Origin of the sequence: Spirosoma endophyticum (assembly GCF_900112365.1) — a bacterium.
GTDB lineage: Bacteria > Bacteroidota > Bacteroidia > Cytophagales > Spirosomataceae > Spirosoma > Spirosoma endophyticum.
The window spans coordinates 364911-383082 of record NZ_FOLQ01000002.1; the positions used below are offsets into that span (position 1 = coordinate 364911).

At 48.4% G+C, this 18172-nt stretch carries 21 protein-coding genes and 1 tRNA gene; 6 read left to right on the forward strand and 16 right to left on the reverse strand.

Going from position 1 to position 18172, the window contains the following annotated elements:
• Positions 1-54: 54 nt before the first annotated feature.
• The 11 genes from BM202_RS06560 to pseB form a co-directional block, all read right to left on the reverse strand.
• Complete coding sequence (locus tag BM202_RS06560; RefSeq protein ID WP_093824222.1) at positions 55-861, reverse strand: FkbM family methyltransferase; 807 nt, start codon at positions 859-861, stop codon at positions 55-57.
• 83 nt (positions 862-944) lie between these two features.
• A complete protein-coding gene (locus BM202_RS06565; RefSeq protein WP_093825151.1) occupies positions 945-2441 on the reverse strand; it encodes a lipopolysaccharide biosynthesis protein in 1497 nt (498 codons plus the stop codon).
• A gap of 67 nt (positions 2442-2508) precedes the next feature.
• Positions 2509-3570, reverse strand: a complete 1062-nt coding sequence (pseI, locus tag BM202_RS06570; protein WP_093824224.1) for a pseudaminic acid synthase — start codon at positions 3568-3570, stop codon at positions 2509-2511.
• Positions 3567-4064: a GNAT family N-acetyltransferase gene (locus BM202_RS06575; protein ID WP_093824226.1), complete on the reverse strand. Its 498-nt coding sequence runs from the start codon at positions 4062-4064 to the stop codon at positions 3567-3569. Before BM202_RS06575 ends, pseI begins: the two co-directional genes overlap by 4 nt.
• Before the next feature lie 31 nt (positions 4065-4095).
• On the reverse strand, positions 4096-5127 hold the full coding sequence (gene pseG, locus BM202_RS06580) for a UDP-2,4-diacetamido-2,4,6-trideoxy-beta-L-altropyranose hydrolase (protein ID WP_093824228.1): 1032 nt from the start codon (positions 5125-5127) through the stop codon (positions 4096-4098).
• 60 nt (positions 5128-5187) lie between these two features.
• On the reverse strand, positions 5188-5877 hold the full coding sequence (gene pseF / locus BM202_RS06585) for a pseudaminic acid cytidylyltransferase (RefSeq protein ID WP_093824230.1): 690 nt from the start codon (positions 5875-5877) through the stop codon (positions 5188-5190).
• Entirely contained in the window at positions 5877-6527 is a 651-nt protein-coding gene (locus BM202_RS06590; protein ID WP_093825153.1) for a pseudaminic acid biosynthesis-associated methylase, read from the reverse strand. Before BM202_RS06590 ends, pseF begins: the two co-directional genes overlap by 1 nt.
• An 11-nt stretch (positions 6528-6538) precedes the next feature.
• On the reverse strand, positions 6539-7204 hold the full coding sequence (locus tag BM202_RS06595; protein ID WP_093824232.1) for a TylF/MycF/NovP-related O-methyltransferase: 666 nt from the start codon (positions 7202-7204) through the stop codon (positions 6539-6541).
• 95 nt (positions 7205-7299) lie between these two features.
• Positions 7300-8895 carry a hypothetical protein gene (locus BM202_RS06600; RefSeq protein ID WP_093824234.1) on the reverse strand — a complete coding sequence of 532 codons (1596 nt, stop codon included), beginning with the start codon at positions 8893-8895 and terminating at the stop codon, positions 7300-7302.
• A 26-nt stretch (positions 8896-8921) separates the two neighbouring features.
• Positions 8922-10118, reverse strand: coding sequence for a UDP-4-amino-4,6-dideoxy-N-acetyl-beta-L-altrosamine transaminase (gene pseC / locus BM202_RS06605; protein ID WP_093824235.1), 1197 nt, complete (start codon positions 10116-10118; stop codon positions 8922-8924).
• Between the two features lie 87 nt (positions 10119-10205).
• Positions 10206-11222, reverse strand: coding sequence for a UDP-N-acetylglucosamine 4,6-dehydratase (inverting) (gene pseB, locus BM202_RS06610; RefSeq protein ID WP_093824237.1), 1017 nt, complete (start codon positions 11220-11222; stop codon positions 10206-10208).
• Positions 11223-11829: 607 nt separating this feature from the next.
• Between pseB and BM202_RS06615 the strand changes: the two genes are divergently transcribed.
• The 6 genes from BM202_RS06615 (at position 11830) to BM202_RS06640 (ending at position 14590) form a co-directional block, all read left to right on the forward strand.
• Complete coding sequence (locus tag BM202_RS06615; RefSeq protein WP_093824239.1) at positions 11830-12228, forward strand: hypothetical protein; 399 nt, start codon at positions 11830-11832, stop codon at positions 12226-12228.
• A 68-nt stretch (positions 12229-12296) separates the two neighbouring features.
• Positions 12297-12368, forward strand: a tRNA-Arg gene (locus BM202_RS06620).
• Positions 12369-12548: 180 nt separating this feature from the next.
• Entirely contained in the window at positions 12549-12758 is a 210-nt protein-coding gene (locus BM202_RS06625; protein ID WP_177236517.1) for a hypothetical protein, read from the forward strand.
• Positions 12755-12937: a helix-turn-helix domain-containing protein gene (locus tag BM202_RS06630; RefSeq protein ID WP_177236518.1), complete on the forward strand. Its 183-nt coding sequence runs from the start codon at positions 12755-12757 to the stop codon at positions 12935-12937. Before BM202_RS06625 ends, BM202_RS06630 begins: the two co-directional genes overlap by 4 nt.
• Before the next feature lie 374 nt (positions 12938-13311).
• Positions 13312-13428: a transposase gene (locus BM202_RS39020; protein WP_093824243.1), complete on the forward strand. Its 117-nt coding sequence runs from the start codon at positions 13312-13314 to the stop codon at positions 13426-13428.
• A gap of 730 nt (positions 13429-14158) precedes the next feature.
• A complete protein-coding gene (locus BM202_RS06640; protein ID WP_093824245.1) occupies positions 14159-14590 on the forward strand; it encodes a DUF1810 domain-containing protein in 432 nt (143 codons plus the stop codon).
• 10 nt (positions 14591-14600) lie between these two features.
• Here the strand turns inward: BM202_RS06640 and BM202_RS06645 are convergent, their stop codons facing one another.
• The 5 genes from BM202_RS06645 to BM202_RS06660 form a co-directional block, all read right to left on the reverse strand.
• A complete protein-coding gene (locus tag BM202_RS06645) occupies positions 14601-15425 on the reverse strand; it encodes a ceramidase domain-containing protein (protein WP_093824247.1) in 825 nt (274 codons plus the stop codon).
• Between the two features lie 94 nt (positions 15426-15519).
• The gene (locus tag BM202_RS06650; RefSeq protein WP_093824249.1) at positions 15520-16230 is read right to left on the reverse strand and encodes a DUF92 domain-containing protein; all 711 of its coding nucleotides are present in this window, start codon (positions 16228-16230) and stop codon (positions 15520-15522) included.
• Positions 16231-16297: 67 nt separating this feature from the next.
• Positions 16298-16486, reverse strand: a complete 189-nt coding sequence (locus BM202_RS36580; protein ID WP_143100643.1) for a hypothetical protein — start codon at positions 16484-16486, stop codon at positions 16298-16300.
• Positions 16487-16571: 85 nt separating this feature from the next.
• Positions 16572-17471 (reverse strand): helix-turn-helix domain-containing protein, encoded by a 900-nt coding sequence (locus BM202_RS06655; RefSeq protein WP_093824251.1) that lies wholly within the window; start codon positions 17469-17471, stop codon positions 16572-16574.
• The gene (locus BM202_RS06660) at positions 17449-18147 is read right to left on the reverse strand and encodes a siderophore-interacting protein (RefSeq protein WP_093824253.1); all 699 of its coding nucleotides are present in this window, start codon (positions 18145-18147) and stop codon (positions 17449-17451) included. The genes BM202_RS06655 and BM202_RS06660 overlap by 23 nt, the downstream gene beginning before the upstream one ends.
• Between the last annotated feature and the right edge of the window lie 25 nt (positions 18148-18172).

Genomic DNA, 18172 nt, shown 5'->3' on the forward strand with positions numbered 1-18172 from the left:
GTCAATAGTCATCAGTTAATAATGGAATGCCTTTGTACCACTAACGACTGACGACTACTTTCGATAGGCAAAGATATTCAATTGGAGGTCCATACTGTCGTTGCCCCGATAACGGTGGTTCACGAGGGGGGCCTGGCGATGCTGACTCGTGTTAATGTAGTAGCGAAATCCGCTCTCTTCCAGTACGTTCATGACTTCCGCCAGCGTTTGTGGATGATCGAGGTAGGCATGAAACTCAACAAATAGATTCTGGACATGAGCCAGTGCGTCGCGGCAATCGGTGAGCACAGCGGTTTCGGCACCTTCGATGTCCATTTTGAGCATGTCGATTCTGGTTTCTCGTAGCAGATAGTCACGCAGCCGAACGGACGGCACCAATTTCTGGTCCGTTTGGGAGAAAATAGACGCCGAATCGGCCTGGTCGCTTCCAAACAAAATGCCCTCGTCATTGGTCCAGACAGCTTTCGTCACGACTTCGACGCCCGAAATCTGATTCTTTTGCAAATTCTCCTGCAACGTAGCGCTAATCGTTTCATCGGCTTCAAACGCTACGATGCGGGCATTGGGATAAAGCTGATGAAAATACACAACGCTGGTGCCAACGTTGGTGCCACAATCGAAAATAACGGGCGCTAAACTGGTCGTGTAGAATCGATAGAACTCATCCACAAAAATCTCCCGAAACTGCCAGATAAACGACAACGCATCGGGTACGCGAAACTGGTATTTCCCGAACGTAATGTCAACAGGTTCATTACGGGGTCTATTCCCGTAACGTAGCGCCAGGCCCAGCAGCCGACGTCCTTCAGCCGAACGTAGCAGCCGGGCCGTTTCCGTAAATAAAAATTTAAAAACCCACATGGGAAAAGTGTTTACGGTTTGTAGTTTACGATATTCGGTAGGCTGGCACAAAAAGCTTGACACAATAAGCCGAAAACTGCAAACTATTTTAAAAAGCGTTTCCGCAGGCTCAATACCGTCTGATTTATATCCGGCGATAGGTTTAGTAAAACAACCAATCCCCCGAACAAACCCGTAATCAATATTGACCGCCAGACTACATCAAACACAATTCGCCATTTCGGATCGGTTGGGCCGGGGTAAGAAACCTGTACGGAAATCCACCAGACAACGGCTGCCAGCACAATAACGGCCAAGTTTCGCCAGGTGAAGGGTTGCATGCCAAAGGCAAAACCGACAAACAATGTTCGGCCAAGATTATATAACAGTGTGGCCAATGCGGCCCCAATGGCGGCTCCGTTGATGCCATAAAGCGGAATCAGGTATTTATTAGCCGCAATTGTTATGAAAATGAGTGCGACAAAAAACAGCGAATCATACACGTAAAAACGTGACGTATTCAGAATAATGCCGTTAACACCTGTTGCCATATCGATGAGTTTTCCCAAGCCCAGCCACAAAATAACGTAGTAGCCCGCATCGTAGCCAGCCGGTAAAAACCGGAACACATTCGGCAGATTGGCCGCTATACCGACAAACACCAGACAGCCAGCAATCAATTGATTCAGACAGCTTTTACGATAAATACTGATGATATTTTTCAGATCGTTTGTTTTCCACGACTCTGCTATGAGCGCCCCGGCAACTTTGTAGAGCGCCGTAGCGGGCAGTGCAATTACCGTGGCAAAGTATGAGGCAATACTGTAAACACCCGTATTGGCTAGCCCCTGCGCATCGTTAATCATCACTTTATCAATCGTCAGGATGATCTGTGAGGATAGCGCCGTTGTGAGTGTCAGGGCTGCGTAGCGTGTTATATTTCGACGTAGTTCGGGCTCAAGCGATACGAACTGACGGCTGTAAAACAAGGCTTCATCGCGGGCAACACTGATAACCATCAGCAGGGTTTGAAGAAAAAACGCCAACAACCAGAGGCCCAGAAATTGCGGGAATGTAACCCAGCCCAACCAGTAAATCACCCCCGCCAGCAGGATCAGTAGTCGTTGCACAAACTGTTGCAGCAACGTACCCGTAACCGGATCATAGAGCAAACGGGCGTAATTATCGAAAACGGTAAAATAGACCGTGAAAAACGACAGTGGAATAAGCAGGTAGTAGTAATCAACGAACAAAGCTGACTGCGTCTGGTAATTTTCGATTATCCACGGACGGGCCAGCCACAGCCCCAGAACGCATAAGCTAAAACCTACGAGGGTAGTCAAGCTCGTCAGCAATAAGTATCCGTTATGCTGTTTCTCGGCGTTCCGGAAGTAGGGGAAGTATCGCCCCCCTGCACCATTTGTTCCCAGATTCGATAATTGCGCCAGCACCTGCGCCAATGAAATCAACAGCGTCAACAAGCCGACCTGCGCCTTACTGAACAGATTTGGAAAGAAAATCCCCTGCGTCAGAAAACCAACGGCCACGCCCGCATAGGCGTAAATCGAACTCTGAATCGTCTGCCGTTTGATGATACCCATGTAATTGAATGATGAATTATAAATGATGAATGATCTGGTAAAATCATTCATCATTTATAATTCATCATTAGTTTATTAGCTCCCACGCCAGGGCTGTGCCTGCGGGAATGTTGGTGGTGGCGGTTTTGCCGATTATGTCGTCGTAGTACCGAGTATGTAGTCCATTTGCGGGGCGGATGCTGCGGACGTTGTCGGGGGTGAACGGGTCGCCCGTTTTCATGTCGCGTACTACGTATAACGATCGCTTGAATTGCAGACTTTTTTCTTCTTTTGGCGTTAGCGTATAACTGACTTGTCCCATTGCCAGTTGCGCCCGTTCAGTTTCGATAACCAGGTTTTTTAGCTCGTCGGGTTCCAGCGAAAAAGCGGAATCGACACCGCCATCTGCCCGGCGTAACGTAACGTGTTTCTCCAGAACGACCGCGCCTAATGCCACAGCCGCCACAGCCGCACCAATGCCCATCGTATGGTCTGACAGGCCAACTGGTACGTCGAACAACTGCCGCATGTGTGGAATCGTGAGCAGGTTTGTCGTTTCAGGTGTGGCCGGATACGTACTGGTGCATTTGAGCAGAATCAGGTCTTTGCAGCCGTTGTCACGTAGCACTTTTACTGATTCATCGAGGTCGGCCACAGATGCTACCCCTGTGCTCATAATGACGGGCTTACCCGTTTGCGCTACTTTTTTGAGCAGAATGTGATCCGTATTTTCGAAGGAAGCGATTTTGTAGAGCGGTACGTTGAGCGATTCCAGAAAATCAACAGCTGTAGTATCGAACGGTGAACTAAAGGCGATCATACCCCGCTTGGTGGCGTGCTCAAAAATGGGCTTGTGCCACTCCCAGGGCGTATAGGCTTCCGCGTAAAGTTTATAGAGATTCTTATCGGCCCATAGCGATTTGGTGTCACGGATGTAAAACTCCTCCGATGCGCCGTTGAACGTAATGGTATCGGGGGTGTAGGTCTGGAGTTTAAGTGCATGGGCACCAGCATCCGCTACGGCATCCACGATTTCCAGCGCCCGGTCGAGCGACTGGTTGTGATTCCCCGACATCTCGGCAATAACAAACGGCCGATGCGCCGGACTGATGGTATAGTGGGCAACCTGAATCGGTTGAATACTTGTCATTGACTGTTAATGTAAAGCAAACTCGGCCGCTCCTGACCGGAGTCGGCATCGACAAATTTACCGCTTTCGCCCGACAATCTGAAACCAGCCCGCTCGAAGGCACGTACCGACGCCTGATTTTCAGGTTTGACATAAGCGTGAATCGTGACTTCACCCCATCGTATCCGGCAAACGGCGCAGCCCTGCGCGATCAGTTGACTGGCTAATCCCTGGCCTCGCTGACTCGCATCCACTGATAAACCAATAATAACTTCGTCGGGCATATCGGCCACGGGTGCCCGCTCAAAACGAACCTGTCCAACGGCTTTACCCGTTTCGTTCTCAAAAATCAATAACAGTGAATCGGGATCGGCTAGTTTACGACTAAACCAAGTTGTATGGGTTTCGAGCGAAATAGGCGCTGAAGTAAACGACTGACGGCGGGTATCGGGATCATTCGCCCAATCGAAATAAAGACGCGCATCAGTCGGTTTGGCCAGACGGTATGTAAGCATGTTGGTTGCAGAAACTATCTTGTCGGCCGAATTACGCACTTAATTCTTGAAATACTTGCCGAAACCGTTCCGGTGATCGTCCATCAAAAAAACGACGCTGATTGGCCAACGTTTTTTCTACTGTTTCGGGTGAAAATTGAAAGGACTGAATCGATAAACGTAGCAGTTTATCTAACGCAATGACGGGAATCGAGCGAGTCAGAAGCGTGGGGAAATTGACCGATAACGCTAGCTTCTCATCAGACAGAAACTGGGCTAATTGCGACTGATTATCCGCCGTAACGACCGCAATTAACGGGCGATTTATCGCGCAAACTTCATAGGCAATCGTGCTGCACGCTGTGATCGCCAGACTACACTGTTGTAATTCTTCGACCATCTGCGCAGCCGTCAGATTTTGCAGAATTGTCAGGTTTGGTACCTGACTTCTGAATGATTCGATCGAAGCGCAGTCTGGATGAAATGGCCCTAGAACAATATGAACCGGCAACGTAGTGTCGACTTGCCGGATGGCTTCCAGTACCGTCAACGACGTATTATGCGGGTCAGCGCCCCCCAGACTAACAAAAATTGGCCCATCGGGTGGGGGTGGACCAAATCCTTCTGGCCGAAAAAATTCGGGTCGGAGCATGGCGTAATGTGGGCCCAGATACAGGTGTGTATACGGAGCCGCATTGTACTGGGTTTCTGCAATACCACCCGCATGATTGATGACCACATCCGCCACCTGATGACCTTGTATGAGATCATCGATAAAAACCAGTTTCCTGACGCGCACCCGAACCGCCCGCTGAAATGTTTCATCGAACGAATAACCGTCCAGCACCACGATATCGTTGTGGTGGATGGCGCCCCAAAAAGCGGCTTTGTCGGCTGAATCAGGAAGCGGAATGACCGTTAAGCCCGCCGTTTCGATCAATGTCTGAACAGCCGGGTCTGGGTCTGTTATGGCAAATCGCATGGTAAAAATGCCTTTCAGCATATTGGCCAGGGCAAGGCATCGCATCACATGGCCTATGCCAAGCTGGGCGTTACCATCAGCACGAAAGATGAGTTGGTTCATAGGGGATGAAGAATGATGAATGATAAATGAAGAATGATGAATGCAGTAACAGCGTATTCATCATTCTTCATTCACCATGCTATATTTAAGTTCTGCCACTTGCCAATCCTCCTCATTATCAATGTCATGAGCTTCCAACTCGGAGATGACGATGCCACCCGAATTATCCGTAATCAGGCGATGATTTTGCTGAAACGCGGCTACGTTGACGAAATAAAATTGACCGGCATCGTGATAGGCTGGTTCCAGATCCTGCGACCGAGTAAGAGCGTGTTCAGGCTGAAACCACTGTACTTTTTCATTACGGAGTAACACTGCTCGCTGAATTGGGAAGCTGAATTGTTGAACCGGATAAACGGTATCGAACTGTTTCCGGGTCAGGGTTGAAAAAGCCTGCTTCAGTAAGTCGGGCGTAACGAAAGGAGCGGTAGGATAGAGGCAACAGGCGTAGTCGAAAACCTGTCCCTTTTGTGTGTACTGGTCCACGACTTCAGTCAGCACGTCGGCGGTGGTGGCAAAATCATCCGCTGTTTTGGTACTACGTAAAAAAGGTACTGCTGCACCATAGTGCCGGGCTACTTCCGCAATTTCCTGATCATCAGTCGAAACCATCACTTCGCTAAACAGGCCGGATTTGCGTGCTGCGTCAATAACGTAGGCGATAATTGGCCTGCCCAGAAACGGCCGGATATTCTTGCGCGGAATCCGTTTGCTGCCACCCCGCGCCGTGATGATCGCTACGTTATTCATCAGGCCGTTTTTTCGAGCAGATACATGTAATCGACGTTGCCGCTCTCGCTGGCGTTGACGTATGGATACAGTTCTTTTTTTACCTGCTTCAGCGACGGATGACGCTGCTGAAAGAGAGCTGCATAATCGGCTTTCCACAAAAATCCCTGATTACCCCGATACGGAATGGCGGTTAACTCGGGGTTGTAATATTCAAATCCCCAGATGTATCGGCTACTGCACCGAACCATCTCGTCCATGATTTTAGGTAAGTCGTCGGGGGCGATGTGAATCAAAACACCGTTGGTACAGACAACGTCAAAATACGCATCGCGAAACGGCAAATCGAAACCCGAGCCCTGAATAATATTGATATTGGTCGTCGTTTGTTTCGCTTTTTCGACAGCATAGGGCTGAAGTTCAACGCCGTATAAGTTGGTGAAGCCTGCATCCTGCAAGCCTCGCAACTGCATGCCTGTGTTGCAACCAACTTCCAGAATGCGCGTTTCCGGCGACCAGCCAGTCGTGAAACGAGCGTTCATTTCGGTTTTTGTAAGGCCCCAGTTTTGGGTATAGAAATCGTCCCACTCGGCGCGGTCGCGGGTGTTGCGGTCGGTATATTCCTGGCCAAATTCGCCGGACCAGAAGTTTTCCTGTTCAGTTGTTTTCATAGAGGTGGGCATTAAGGTTTTACTACGTAGCAAGGTGTGACGGCAAAAGGCAATCGCTTGACGATCACATCTTTTCCTGCCAGAAATTCTTCAACAGCCGCATTGGCTCCGGGGAATACGTTAGCATAATCGTCCAGCATAATGACGCCCCCTTTAACGACCCGGTCGTATAAATGCGTCAATACGGCGAGGGTTGGCTCGTAAACATCGACATCAATGTTAAGCAAACTGATACGTAGTTCAGGGTGTTTTTCCAGATAGGCGGGAATGGTCTGGCAAACGTCACCCTGGATCAGTTCCACATTTTGTCCAACACCTTTGTGATTCAGCACCGTCATGAGTTGATCCATATCAATGCCTTCTTCGCCCGAATCACTGATGAACTTTTCCCGCCAGACTTTGTCGGCTGTAAATTCTGTTTCGGGAAAACGGCCGAATGCATCAAAACCGATGATTTTTTTTGCGGTCGGGTTGCTCATCAGTTGCCGGAACGTAGCCAGCCGGATAAGCGACGCGCCCTTAAATACACCACATTCCACAATAGCACCGGGAATATCGAGCGTCATTTTATACAACTCGTAATGTGCCATCACTTTGGCCATTCGGTTAACGTCCGACGCCCAGTAGTAGTTATTTTCGTACTCGAACGAGCGCGTGAAATCAGGAAGCTGAATCATTGAAATTGGTTTACGGTATACAGGTTACGGTATTCTGTGGGCTGACGCATAAAGTTATTATTGACGCGTCAGGCCGCCGAATACCGTAATCCATTTTAAAACAAATGATCGGCGGCAACAGCGCCGTTCGGGTGAAAATCAAAATAATAACCGTTTAGAAATGGATTGTCGGCGCGGGCTGTCAACCAGCCGCTATCATCACCAAAAAACTGCCTCAGTTCATCGTCGTCGCTTAACCGTATCGTATACAGGCCATTAGGCGGTACTACGCAGGTACGCTCAATGACGGTCTGGTCGGATTCGCGATAAAATGAAAGTATTACGTTGGCCAGTCGGTCATATACTTTCAATGGAGCCGAGTTAGTCAGTACTATCTCCGAATGACCAACGTTGACGAAAGGCGCCCATCGAAACGTACCGGGTTTGTCCAGAATCTTCGGGTTGCCAACCTGTGGGGCAAAACAAATATTGCTCGGCAGCGATGACGGTTTATCTATCTGCCCAACATTCAGTCCGAATTTCAAGCGCGTTGGAATGCGGGATGCATCGGTCCAGTGCGCGATGAGCTGCGCTGTTTTGGCCATTTCGGATGGTACACCGGCTTGTTTCGCCACTTCACCGAGGTCCAGTTGAACGTACTGACTAGCTGACGATCGGAACGGATAGGCATCAGGTGTTTCACCCAATAATTTGCCGTCGGCGTCAAAAAAACGGAATGACAATGTAAAGTCCGAAGGTGAAAAAATCGGGTATACAACCAGTTTGGTAAAGAAACTGTCGGTCAGGTACAGCGGAATTGAGGTCGATGAATCCAGAAAACGCTCATCCTGGCGAGGCCAGTAGGCGCGGGTATCGGCCACGCTGGAGCTGTCATAATACGAGTGAGTTATGCTAACACTCTCGGCCGTCCGGTCGAGATTACCGACCAGAAAACGAGGAAAGAAGCCCGTGAAATTATGCCCGAACCGAATCATACCGGGTTCATCGCCCAGCAGGGTTTTCAGGTCCAGGTGTTCTTTTAAATACAGAAAAACCGTCTCATAAGGTTTGAGCGGAGCTAAGTCAAACGTACCGCTGGTCGCTTTTTGATACGTATCGACAATCTCATACGTCACCTTCGGGTGCTCAGTAGGAAGTGGCCCGTTGGTGAAGCTCAGGAATGGAGACAACCCATCGCGGCCGTAAATATCGAAACCCGATTCGCTAACCTGATACTCATTATTTTGTTGCAGATCTTCGATATCATTGTAGATACGCCCCACAGTATGGACAACGCTACTGGCATTTTCGTTGTAATAAACCAGCACGAAGGCCGGATATGGAAAGACCAGATCCTGCGTCGAAAACACTTCCAGTTCCAGCGAACCCGTAAAGGCATCGGCAGACTCGCCTACTTCAGGCAGTAAATCCGCATATTCGCTCATCTGCACCGACCAGGCTTTAGCCGAATCCAGCAGCATATATTTTCGCGACAGCAACGTACCGGCGGCATTCCGAAGCGTATACAGCAACCCAACTTCCTTAATATTTCGCTTAAGCAACCAGTAACCCATAAAGATTACTTTGCTAGAATACACATCGGTATGCAGTACCGGAAAAATCGCCGAAGACCGTAGCACGGGTTTTCGATTGGCTACTAAAGCCTCGCCCGCGCTCTGGGTTACCTGAAGATGACTTTGGTAGGAACGCATAGTTTAAAAGCCTAATAGGTACTAGTTTATCGACTGGATTTGAAGAATGCTGCTACGTTATCGATAACGTAATCCTGCTCCTCGTTGGTCAGCGTCGGGAACAACGGCAGACTTAAGCAGCCAGCATAATAACGTTCGGCATTTGGAAAATCGCCCGGCTTACCCCCTAAATTTTGGTAATACGGCATCAGATGCACCGGTACATAGTGAACCTGCGCCAGAATCTCTTTCGTCCGCAGAAAATCGTATAATTCTTTACGGTCCAGCGTCTGAATCACATACAAATGATACGCATGACCAACGCCCGCCGGTGGAACGATAATCTGCACCGGAATTCCAGCCGATGCGGCTTCCGAAAAAGCCAAATCATATCGGGCTGCCAACTCGCGACGCCGGTCGAGCATCGTGTCGGCTCGCTCTAGTTGACTCAGCGCCAAAGCTGCCTGAATATCGGTCAGCCGATAGTTATAGCCCAATTCCTGCAACTCCATATACCAGCCACCCCGTTCGGGTTCGTCAGCATACGGTGTTGTGAACTCCAGTGGTTTATTCGTAATGCCGTGCGTCCGGAGACGTAGCAGATGTTTGTACAACGACTCATTATTCGTCGTGATCATCCCGCCTTCGCCAGCCGCAATGTGCTTCACCGGATGAAAACTGAAAATCGCCAGATCGGCCAGTAACCCATCGCCAGCGCGATGTTCGATGCCCGTTTCGCTGACGAACGAAGCGCCCGGTGCGTGGCAGGCATCTTCAATGATCCACAAACCAAATTCATCGGCCAGTTCCCGAAAGGCAACCATGTCGACGGGATAACCCGCGAAATCGACCGGAATAATTCCCGAAAAATAGCCCTGAGGATGGCTTTCGAGTAATTTACGTACTGCATTAGGATCAAGAAGAACGGTGTCTGGATCAACGTCAGCGAAGAAAACGTCACCTCCGCAATACCGCACGCAATTGGCCGAAGCCGAAAACGTAATGGGCGTTGTGATAACCCGCGTTCCTTCTGTGACGCCTAAGGCTAAACAGCACAAGTGCAATGCCGCCGTACCGTTGGCTACGGCAACGGCGTACGTTGATCCGATATAATCCGCAAAGGATTCTTCGAGTTCACCAATTTTCGGGCCTTGGGTAAGGTAGGGCGAACGTAGCACCGCCGTGACGGCCGCAATGTCCTCGTCTGTAATGTGTTGACGACCGTATGGAATGGGTTTGTTCATTCGTAGCACGGGTATAAACCCGCATTTTTCTGTCTACAGTGGGTTTTCACCGCACGGGCGGCCCTGCGCAACGGCGGACCGTCCGCGTTACACACTGAACTGTGGATCGACGTGTTCCCGGATTTGCTCCCGCAGTTGCTCCACACTAAGCCAGTCGGTATTGGTACCGGAGTTGTATTTAAAGCCGAGGTCGACGCGGTTACCACCAAAGGCTTTTAAGTAATCGTCTACATCCCAGGTTGGTGTTGAGGGTGTAATAACGTAGTAGCGTTCTGTTTCGACCGTGTTGAGCGAGTCGGTTTCGGTAATCATTTCCTCATGCAGTTTTTCGCCTGGACGGATGCCTACGATTTTCTGTTCTGCCGTTGGGGCAATGGCTTCAGCTACGTCGGTGATGCGGTACGACGGAATTTTAGGGACAAAAATCTCCCCGCCCCAGGCATGTTCGAGGGCATGAAAAACCATTTCGACACCTTCCTCCAGTGAAATGTTGAAGCGGGTCATGTCGGGATGCGTAATGGGCAATACGCCATCTTTTCGCTTATCGAGAAAAAATGGTACGACTGATCCCCGTGAGCCGATTACATTGCCGTAACGCACAACGGAAAACCGTAGATCGCGACTACCCCGCATGTTGTTAGCCGCTACGAATAATTTGTCGGAGCATAGTTTCGTGGCTCCGTAGAGGTTGATCGGCGCTGCTGCCTTGTCGGTCGAAAGGGCCACAACACGCTTGACGCCATTGTCTAAAGCTGCATTGATGACGTTTTCGGCACCGAAGACGTTGGTTTTAATGCACTCCATCGGGTTGTATTCGGCAGCCGGTACCTGCTTCAGGGCTGCCGCATGGACAATGATGTCTACTCCTTCGCAGGCCCGTTTCAGTCGTTCCCCATCGCGCACGTCGCCGATAAAAAACCGGATGGACTTGTACTTCGATTGCGGGTAATACTGGGCCATTTCGAACTGTTTCAGCTCGTCGCGGGAATAAATAACCAGGCGTTTTATATTTGGATATCGCTGGTACACCATCTCGACGAATTTTTTGCCGAAAGAGCCGGTGCCGCCTGTAATCAAAATGGATTTATCTGTTAAATCTAACACGTTCTTTATAAGATTCTTGTAGTCAGTAGTTTATGCTAAATTTATTAATTGGCTACTCAACTGTTATTGAATTGGGAAAGCAACTGACTCCTATCTTCCAGGTTTCTACAGGCAAAGGTAGCCTATCTGAGTGTAGCAAAAAAAGCTTGATTATCCGGTTGCCCGGCTTACATGCCATTCGGTTGTCACTACGTTGCAATTTACTATATGGGCAATTCTGTTTATGTGAAAAAGTGATAACACATATGGTCCGATGCTTTTAACAATCCCAGGCAGGGTAGATTGAAATAAACAAAAATATTTTTTGTTGACGACGTTACTTGTAGAAGTATAATACGTCTAAAGCCGACGTTATAAAAATTACCTGATATTGGGCATGAATAGTCCAAACTAATGAAGTATTATACCACGCTACGGAACAACACCTGTTTAGACATACGTAACGTTCTTCTTAGTGCATAACTCATTAACTTCGGGAGTTATCTTAAATTAACATTCAATAGAATCGTTGCTTGCTGGATTAATTAGGGATAATACGCGTTAGTAGATTTATAAGGAGGAGGCAACACTGGTTGTATGTCAGAACAGGCTTTCCTTTTGCCTATAGATGATTCAAAAAGCGATCATACGTTTCTCTAAATGTATTCAGGACTCGCAGGAGCTTGGCAGTAACGCCGACCGCATGGTTTCACGCGTATTCTTTAGCCTGCAAATAGGCAGCTTAGTCCATGATGATCTCTGGGCAAACATTCACCAGGCGGCTGGCGATGAGCACGAAAATGACCGGGTCAAGATTGACAGGCCAGATGGATACCAAGGATTGATGAATTTTGAAGCTTATTACGATGCAGCTGAACGCTATTATCGGAAATGCGTAGAACTTGGGTTCGAAATGGCCGGCTTTGTGCCTGGTACGCTCGGTTTACGGGTTCGCCAGTATAACAATACGCACGAACAGGAGTATCAGGTCGGGTTTGATGTGGACGAAAATAGACGTAAGTGGTAAGTTAATGCCCAATGACAAGGGTTTTTTTGTATCTTGCGGCTCTTGCAGGATTTGTTGTCCTTTGAAATGACTCTATGGTGTAATGGATAGCATCACAGTCTTCGGAACTGTTGGTTGGGGTTCGAGTCCCTATAGGGTCACAAAAAAAGCTATTTTTTGAATGAGGGTTGATCAGTGAAAGAGCTTATTTGCTCTAAATCAACTGGTTAGCCCTTATTTATTATCGAGCTTTATCAAAAAAGATACGGCTTTGTAAAGTTGATCCGTCAACTGAATCTTTTTATTTCGTAACTTGGATTTAACTAAACCAGCTACGATCAATGAAAACTATATCTGATCAGGATATTAAATTCCTTCTCAAGTCGCCCCGTTCTGACCGCCCTACGCTTATATCCTTGTTTTATCGCTACGATAATCAACGATTTGTGTATTCAACTGATCTGACTATTCACCCTCTGCAATGGGATGCTGATCGCCAGCTGGCTAGCACCAGTCAAAAAAAACGGATTGCTAACTCAGTCAATTGGTGACTGAACTCAATAAAGGCGCAGAACTGCATGGTTTTAGCGGAGCGATCTGGACGCGCCCACGCGTTAACGAAGTGATCAAAACGTTATTTGGCGTCAGTTATGAGCCTTCTCAAGTAGGCCGTATTTTGACAAAACTAAGTTGGCGCCGACAAAAACCGCAGCGAAAAGTCAGTCAGTAAGATCCTGAGGCAGTTGCTCAATGGCGAGAAGAGCATTTGGCTGAACTAAAAAAAGCGGAGGATGAGAGTCGGGTTATATTATATGTAGATGAGTCGGCGTGTTATTTATTACCCTTATTATTCCCTACTTGGGCACCTTGCGGGCAGACCCCAGGACTAGTTGAGCAAGCAGGACGCGCTCATTTGAACGGTCTGCTGTGGCGGTTTGATTGCCGCTATTGGTCGGATCTATGTAGCGGGTCAAGATCAGTCATTTGCTAGTGAGGCCATCGTCGGGTTTCTTAACAAGCTGTGTGGGCGTTATCGCAAACGGGATAGGCTAATTAGATGGCAGGGCCGCCTGTGCGGATGGGGAAGCTATCCACCGCAGTGAAATGGTAAAAGCCTTTTTGAAAAACCGCTCAGGACGGATTCACCTGGAACGTCTACCAGCCTATAGTCCCCAACTCAACCCAGTCGAGTTGGTCTGGAGCCAGCTAAACGTAGTTTAAAAAATCATCAGGGCTGCCTGAGCGGTTTTTACGAGTCTGGAGGAGCTAACGGTAGCGATTCTTGATCAAGTCAAACGCCTGGAAAAAGGCCCAAAATTAGTGCAGGCATTCTTCAACAAAAAAGAGGTAACATTCATTAAGGACTAATACACAGATCAATAGCGTCCCCTGTTGAGAAAGTCACTGGCAACTAGCCCACCTGATTTTTTCAAATCATTTATACTTAGTTTAACTAATAGAGCGGGTTATTAAACGGCAATGAATTATTCTCTGGCTTGATAATTTTAGCTAAGTATTCAGCTTTATTTCTGACTAAAACACAATTTTAAAATTTGTCGGTTTCGTCCAAGAAAACCCTTGGCCAAATGAACGCTTACCATACTCGGCCAATTTCTTCCTATAGGTCGTTCCGTTAGTTAACGTTGAATGTTTTGTCAACCAAGTTGATAAGCTGGCCAGTAGTTGCTTAGCTAAGTGATTAGTGGGTGAGACCCCGTCGTATTAGACCTACTTGTATTAGAGCCGAGTGTATTTATCCCACTTGCTGGTGGTGTATGTATCAAGTTTATCAGTCTTCTTGATTAAATCGTGCAGTTTGGTTTTATCAAGATACATTAGTCGGGGTTCGGTTTGTCAGTGACCTAAGCTGGATTATAATTAAAACCAATCGCACTGAAAAAAGTCTATATAGCTAGTAAGTGCCTATATATTACTGTAAAACTCAACTGCTATGACATCAGAAATAAATTTAACCCGATTTGTTGACGCTCAGGAAGGGGACTACGATCGGGCACTGGCTGAAATAAATAATGGACGAAAACAAAGTCACTGGATGTGGTACATCTTTCCCCAAATTTCGGGCCTTGGCTTTAGTGAGATGGCCATCTATTATGCCATCAACGATTTAGCCGAAGCCAAAGCGTATCTGGATCATCCCGTTTTGGGAAGTCGGCTGATTGACATAGCCAACGCGATGCTACGTATCGAGGGCAAAACGGCCAGTCAGGTTATGGGAAGTCCCGATGACCTGAAACTACGGTCCAGCATGACCTTATTTAGCTTGGTAGAGAACGCAGACCCTGTTTTTCAGGCGGTGTTGACTAAATTTTTCAACGGTCAGCCGGATTCAAAAACACTTGCTGCAGTTAAAAACGGCAACTAAGGTCATGGGCTTACGTTTTTTTCGTAAACCGGAAAAATGCGTAACTACAAAAACTACTTAACCCCGTCAGCACATGCCAGAGTGCATGACCTTGAAGAAAAGAATGGGGGTCACAGCCCACTTTCTGCACATCCAGTGTCCGTATCTTAATGGCCAGCACAATCAGTCCGAAACTCAGTAGGATCAGCCAAAATGAACGCTCTTTTCGGAACTGGATATAGTTGATGAGCATCAATACGTTCAACCCTAAAATCAACGCGGGCACCAGGCGGGAGCTGGGTACCAACAGGGCAATCGGGAGAAATACGCCAATAAGAACCAGTAAAGCCAGTACCCAAATGGTTTTTTGAGCAGGTGTCCATCTCAACCGGTGGCCAAGGTGATAGAGCGCCATGCCCACCAGTGTCAGCATTATACTGTAGGTCGCATTCATATCTACCCGCTGGCCCAGATACGTGAGCGACGCATGAAAAAACGCGCTGCCAAACCCCAGATACACAAAGCACCCACCCAGTAGAGCCGAAAGCATCGGAAAATTCTCCAGTCGGTTCAGGCCCGGCTTCCCTTGCTGTGTATGATCGTCCCAGGCAATCTGGAGAAGGAGAACCCCAAAAAAGAAGTACGCCAGGTTGGAATAGGTGTTGATGGGCTGATGGAAGAAGCGATGAACATGGTTGAACTCGCAATACTCAACTGTCATAGCCGATTGACTGATTCGCAGGCCTGCCCAGGCGGTTCCGTCTAGCCAGGTATCCAGGCCGATCCAAAGCAAAAGCATCCCGATCGTCAGATAAGCGGAGCGAAGCAGCCATTTGTATGGAAGAGGTAGCACCATACAGTTAGTAAGCCCGGAAGGCCCGGCGCTTACTGATCTGACCCCCGACACCGCTACGTTGGATGGCGTTACCGGCTTTTGATGGGCGGATAGATTACCAGGTCGGAAATAATAGGACTACTAGGGCGGCTATCAACGTATTGAGAAAATTTACCGCGTCATTCTTCAGAATACCCCTTCGCTCCAGACTGGCCCCCAGCACCGAGTCAACCAGATTGCCGATGGTGCCAGCCATCAGAACCCACAGGACTGGCCAGCCCCAGCCAAAGCCAATACCATAGATACTGCCAATCAGGCAACTCCCCAGAAAACCCAGCAGCGTCCCCTCCAGACTCACTACCCCATCCAGCCCCTTGGTATCGGTACGCCAAGTGAGGACGTTGTAAAAATGTCGGCCATAGACGTTGCCTAATTCCGACGCGCAGGTGTCGGCTGTGGCGGATGCGAAGCTGGCGGCCAGCATCAGCTGAAACAGATCTGCCTGAGCCGGATAGAACCAGGCCAGCAAACCTGTTATGCCCGCTACCCCGGCATTGGCCACGACCTGAGAAGCGGTACGTCGTCCCTTATTCGACTCGGCTAATCCGGCGGCTATCTTATCGGGCAGTCGCCAACTGGTCGCCAGTGAGCCAATTATAAAAAAAGTGCCCAGCATCACCAGACCCGGTAGGCCAGCGCCCAGAAAGATGGCAAAGCCCAGCACACCCCCCGTCAGGGCGCCGGTTACGTTGAGTTTTCTCGCTTTGACGCTGAGGGCCATGCCCACCAGCAGACAACTTACGACGATCCAATAGGGGAGGAGCATACCGGTTTTGAGAAACGAGGGAATTTTGCGGAAATGTACGCCACGGGGCTCTTATATATCGTAGATTTCAGTTGATATTATACATTGGCCAGCTTAGATCTAGCCTTATCCCCCCAGTACGTATCATTTGTTTGACCAGATTCCCCCCCGCTTGCTCATAAGCGAGTTTGGCTTCCCCTTTTTGGGCACAGGCTAACGAGGCATTGCCTTTCAGCACCCACATCCAGGCACTGGCTGGAAAATACTTGATGGACACCGTTGTCCACTCGGACGCTTCGCCACTGTTGAAGTGTAGGGGTTGGCCATAAACTGATAAGCATGCAAGTGCAATTACGTACCTTTTACGTATTGTTCTTCCTGAATTTAGTCGGCGATAAACCGGCTGCCTTTCCAAACAGTCGAATAAAATATTTGGGATCTTCGTAGCCCAAACGGGCGGCAATTTCCTGAATACTTAAGTCAGTATATACCAGCAAACGCTGGGCTTCGGCCAAAACCGCTTGCTGGATGTGGTACGTAACGGAAAAGCCAGTCACAGACTTAACGGTATCATTCAAATGACTAGCCGACATATTCAACCGTTGGGCATAGTCTGAAGGCTTTTTACACGTAAGAACCTGTTGAGTCAGTAACTGCCGGAAGTTCTTGGTCAACGCCAGGCTGCGCAAGGAATAGTCCCGAATCCGGTCATTGAGCTGTAGCTGGAAAATAGCCGCCACTCGGTAGATAAACCCATTGAGCAATGTCTGAACGAGCTTATGGTGAAACAGATACGTCTTGTTTTCATGAAGGGACCGATCAATCATCATAAGCATACTCCTAAACCAGTCCTGCTCCTGCTCATCCAGGGTTAACAGCGTTATGGTTGACAGTGACTGTTCGAATACATGTCGAACCCCTTCATCAATCAGTTTGGCATCAAACCCCAGAATCCAGCCTTTACAGGAGTAGGCCGAGCCAACTTGATGGATTTGGCCTGGATAGGATAATAGGAAAGATGTTTTATTTATTATAACAGGTTGAAAATCAATGCGTGTGCTTATCGTACCCTCTTCAAGAAAGAAACAGGTATAATGGTCATGGCGGTGGGGATTCGTTGGTTGGTCCTGATACTGTTGTATCATCGGGAGCGGCAACCGGAAAAGGGCAACTCCTTCCGAACGTTCATCCATCTGATAGACCAGTATTGGGTCTTTAGCCATCGGCCTGATTGGATGATTATCGCCAAAATCCGTGTGCATAAAAGGTGGTGTTTTGAGGGACTCTGCTTTTTAGCTTTTTCCGTAACTCCCGAACCATGGGTATATATCCTGCAATATAAACCGAGCTATACTCACTTAAGTCTTTGGTGCGTGTCCAGTTTTCCAAACTATCCAGACTACTACGCTCAGGCTCGAGAATAAACTCAAATTCCGGATTGTCAAGGCTCAACGCGTTCGGAAGCTGGTAATCTTCATGTAGAAATACGCCCACTTCCAGGGGGTGCTCACCTGGATCGGTCAACTGTTTTAAACCCAACATGTGACCCAGCGCACTGCCATCAACCAAACCTAGAACTTTACCCTTTTTTGATGGAAGAGGGGCAGCATGAGCAGGCCCCACCATGAGCTCATCACCCGGCTGAACGCGTTGTGCCCAGCGGCTACCCGCCCCGTTATGGCCGGTTTCTACAAACAGGGTACAAATGCCCTTTTCCGCTTCCCACCAGGCAGGGGTGTAATCCCGGTATTCAAATTCATCCACTTTGCACTTAAGCCGAGGTATCGTTGTCCACTTGCCCATATTAACGGTAGGTAGGTACAGGTCAATTTCATACATAGAACCAGGATTCCATGTTCTGATAGCCAATACGTTGGCCTGTTCAGCCAGTGTTTTTTCCATCAGCTTAAAGGCGGCTCTTTTAATAATATTTGCCATAGCTATTCGTTGATTTGCCTGGCAA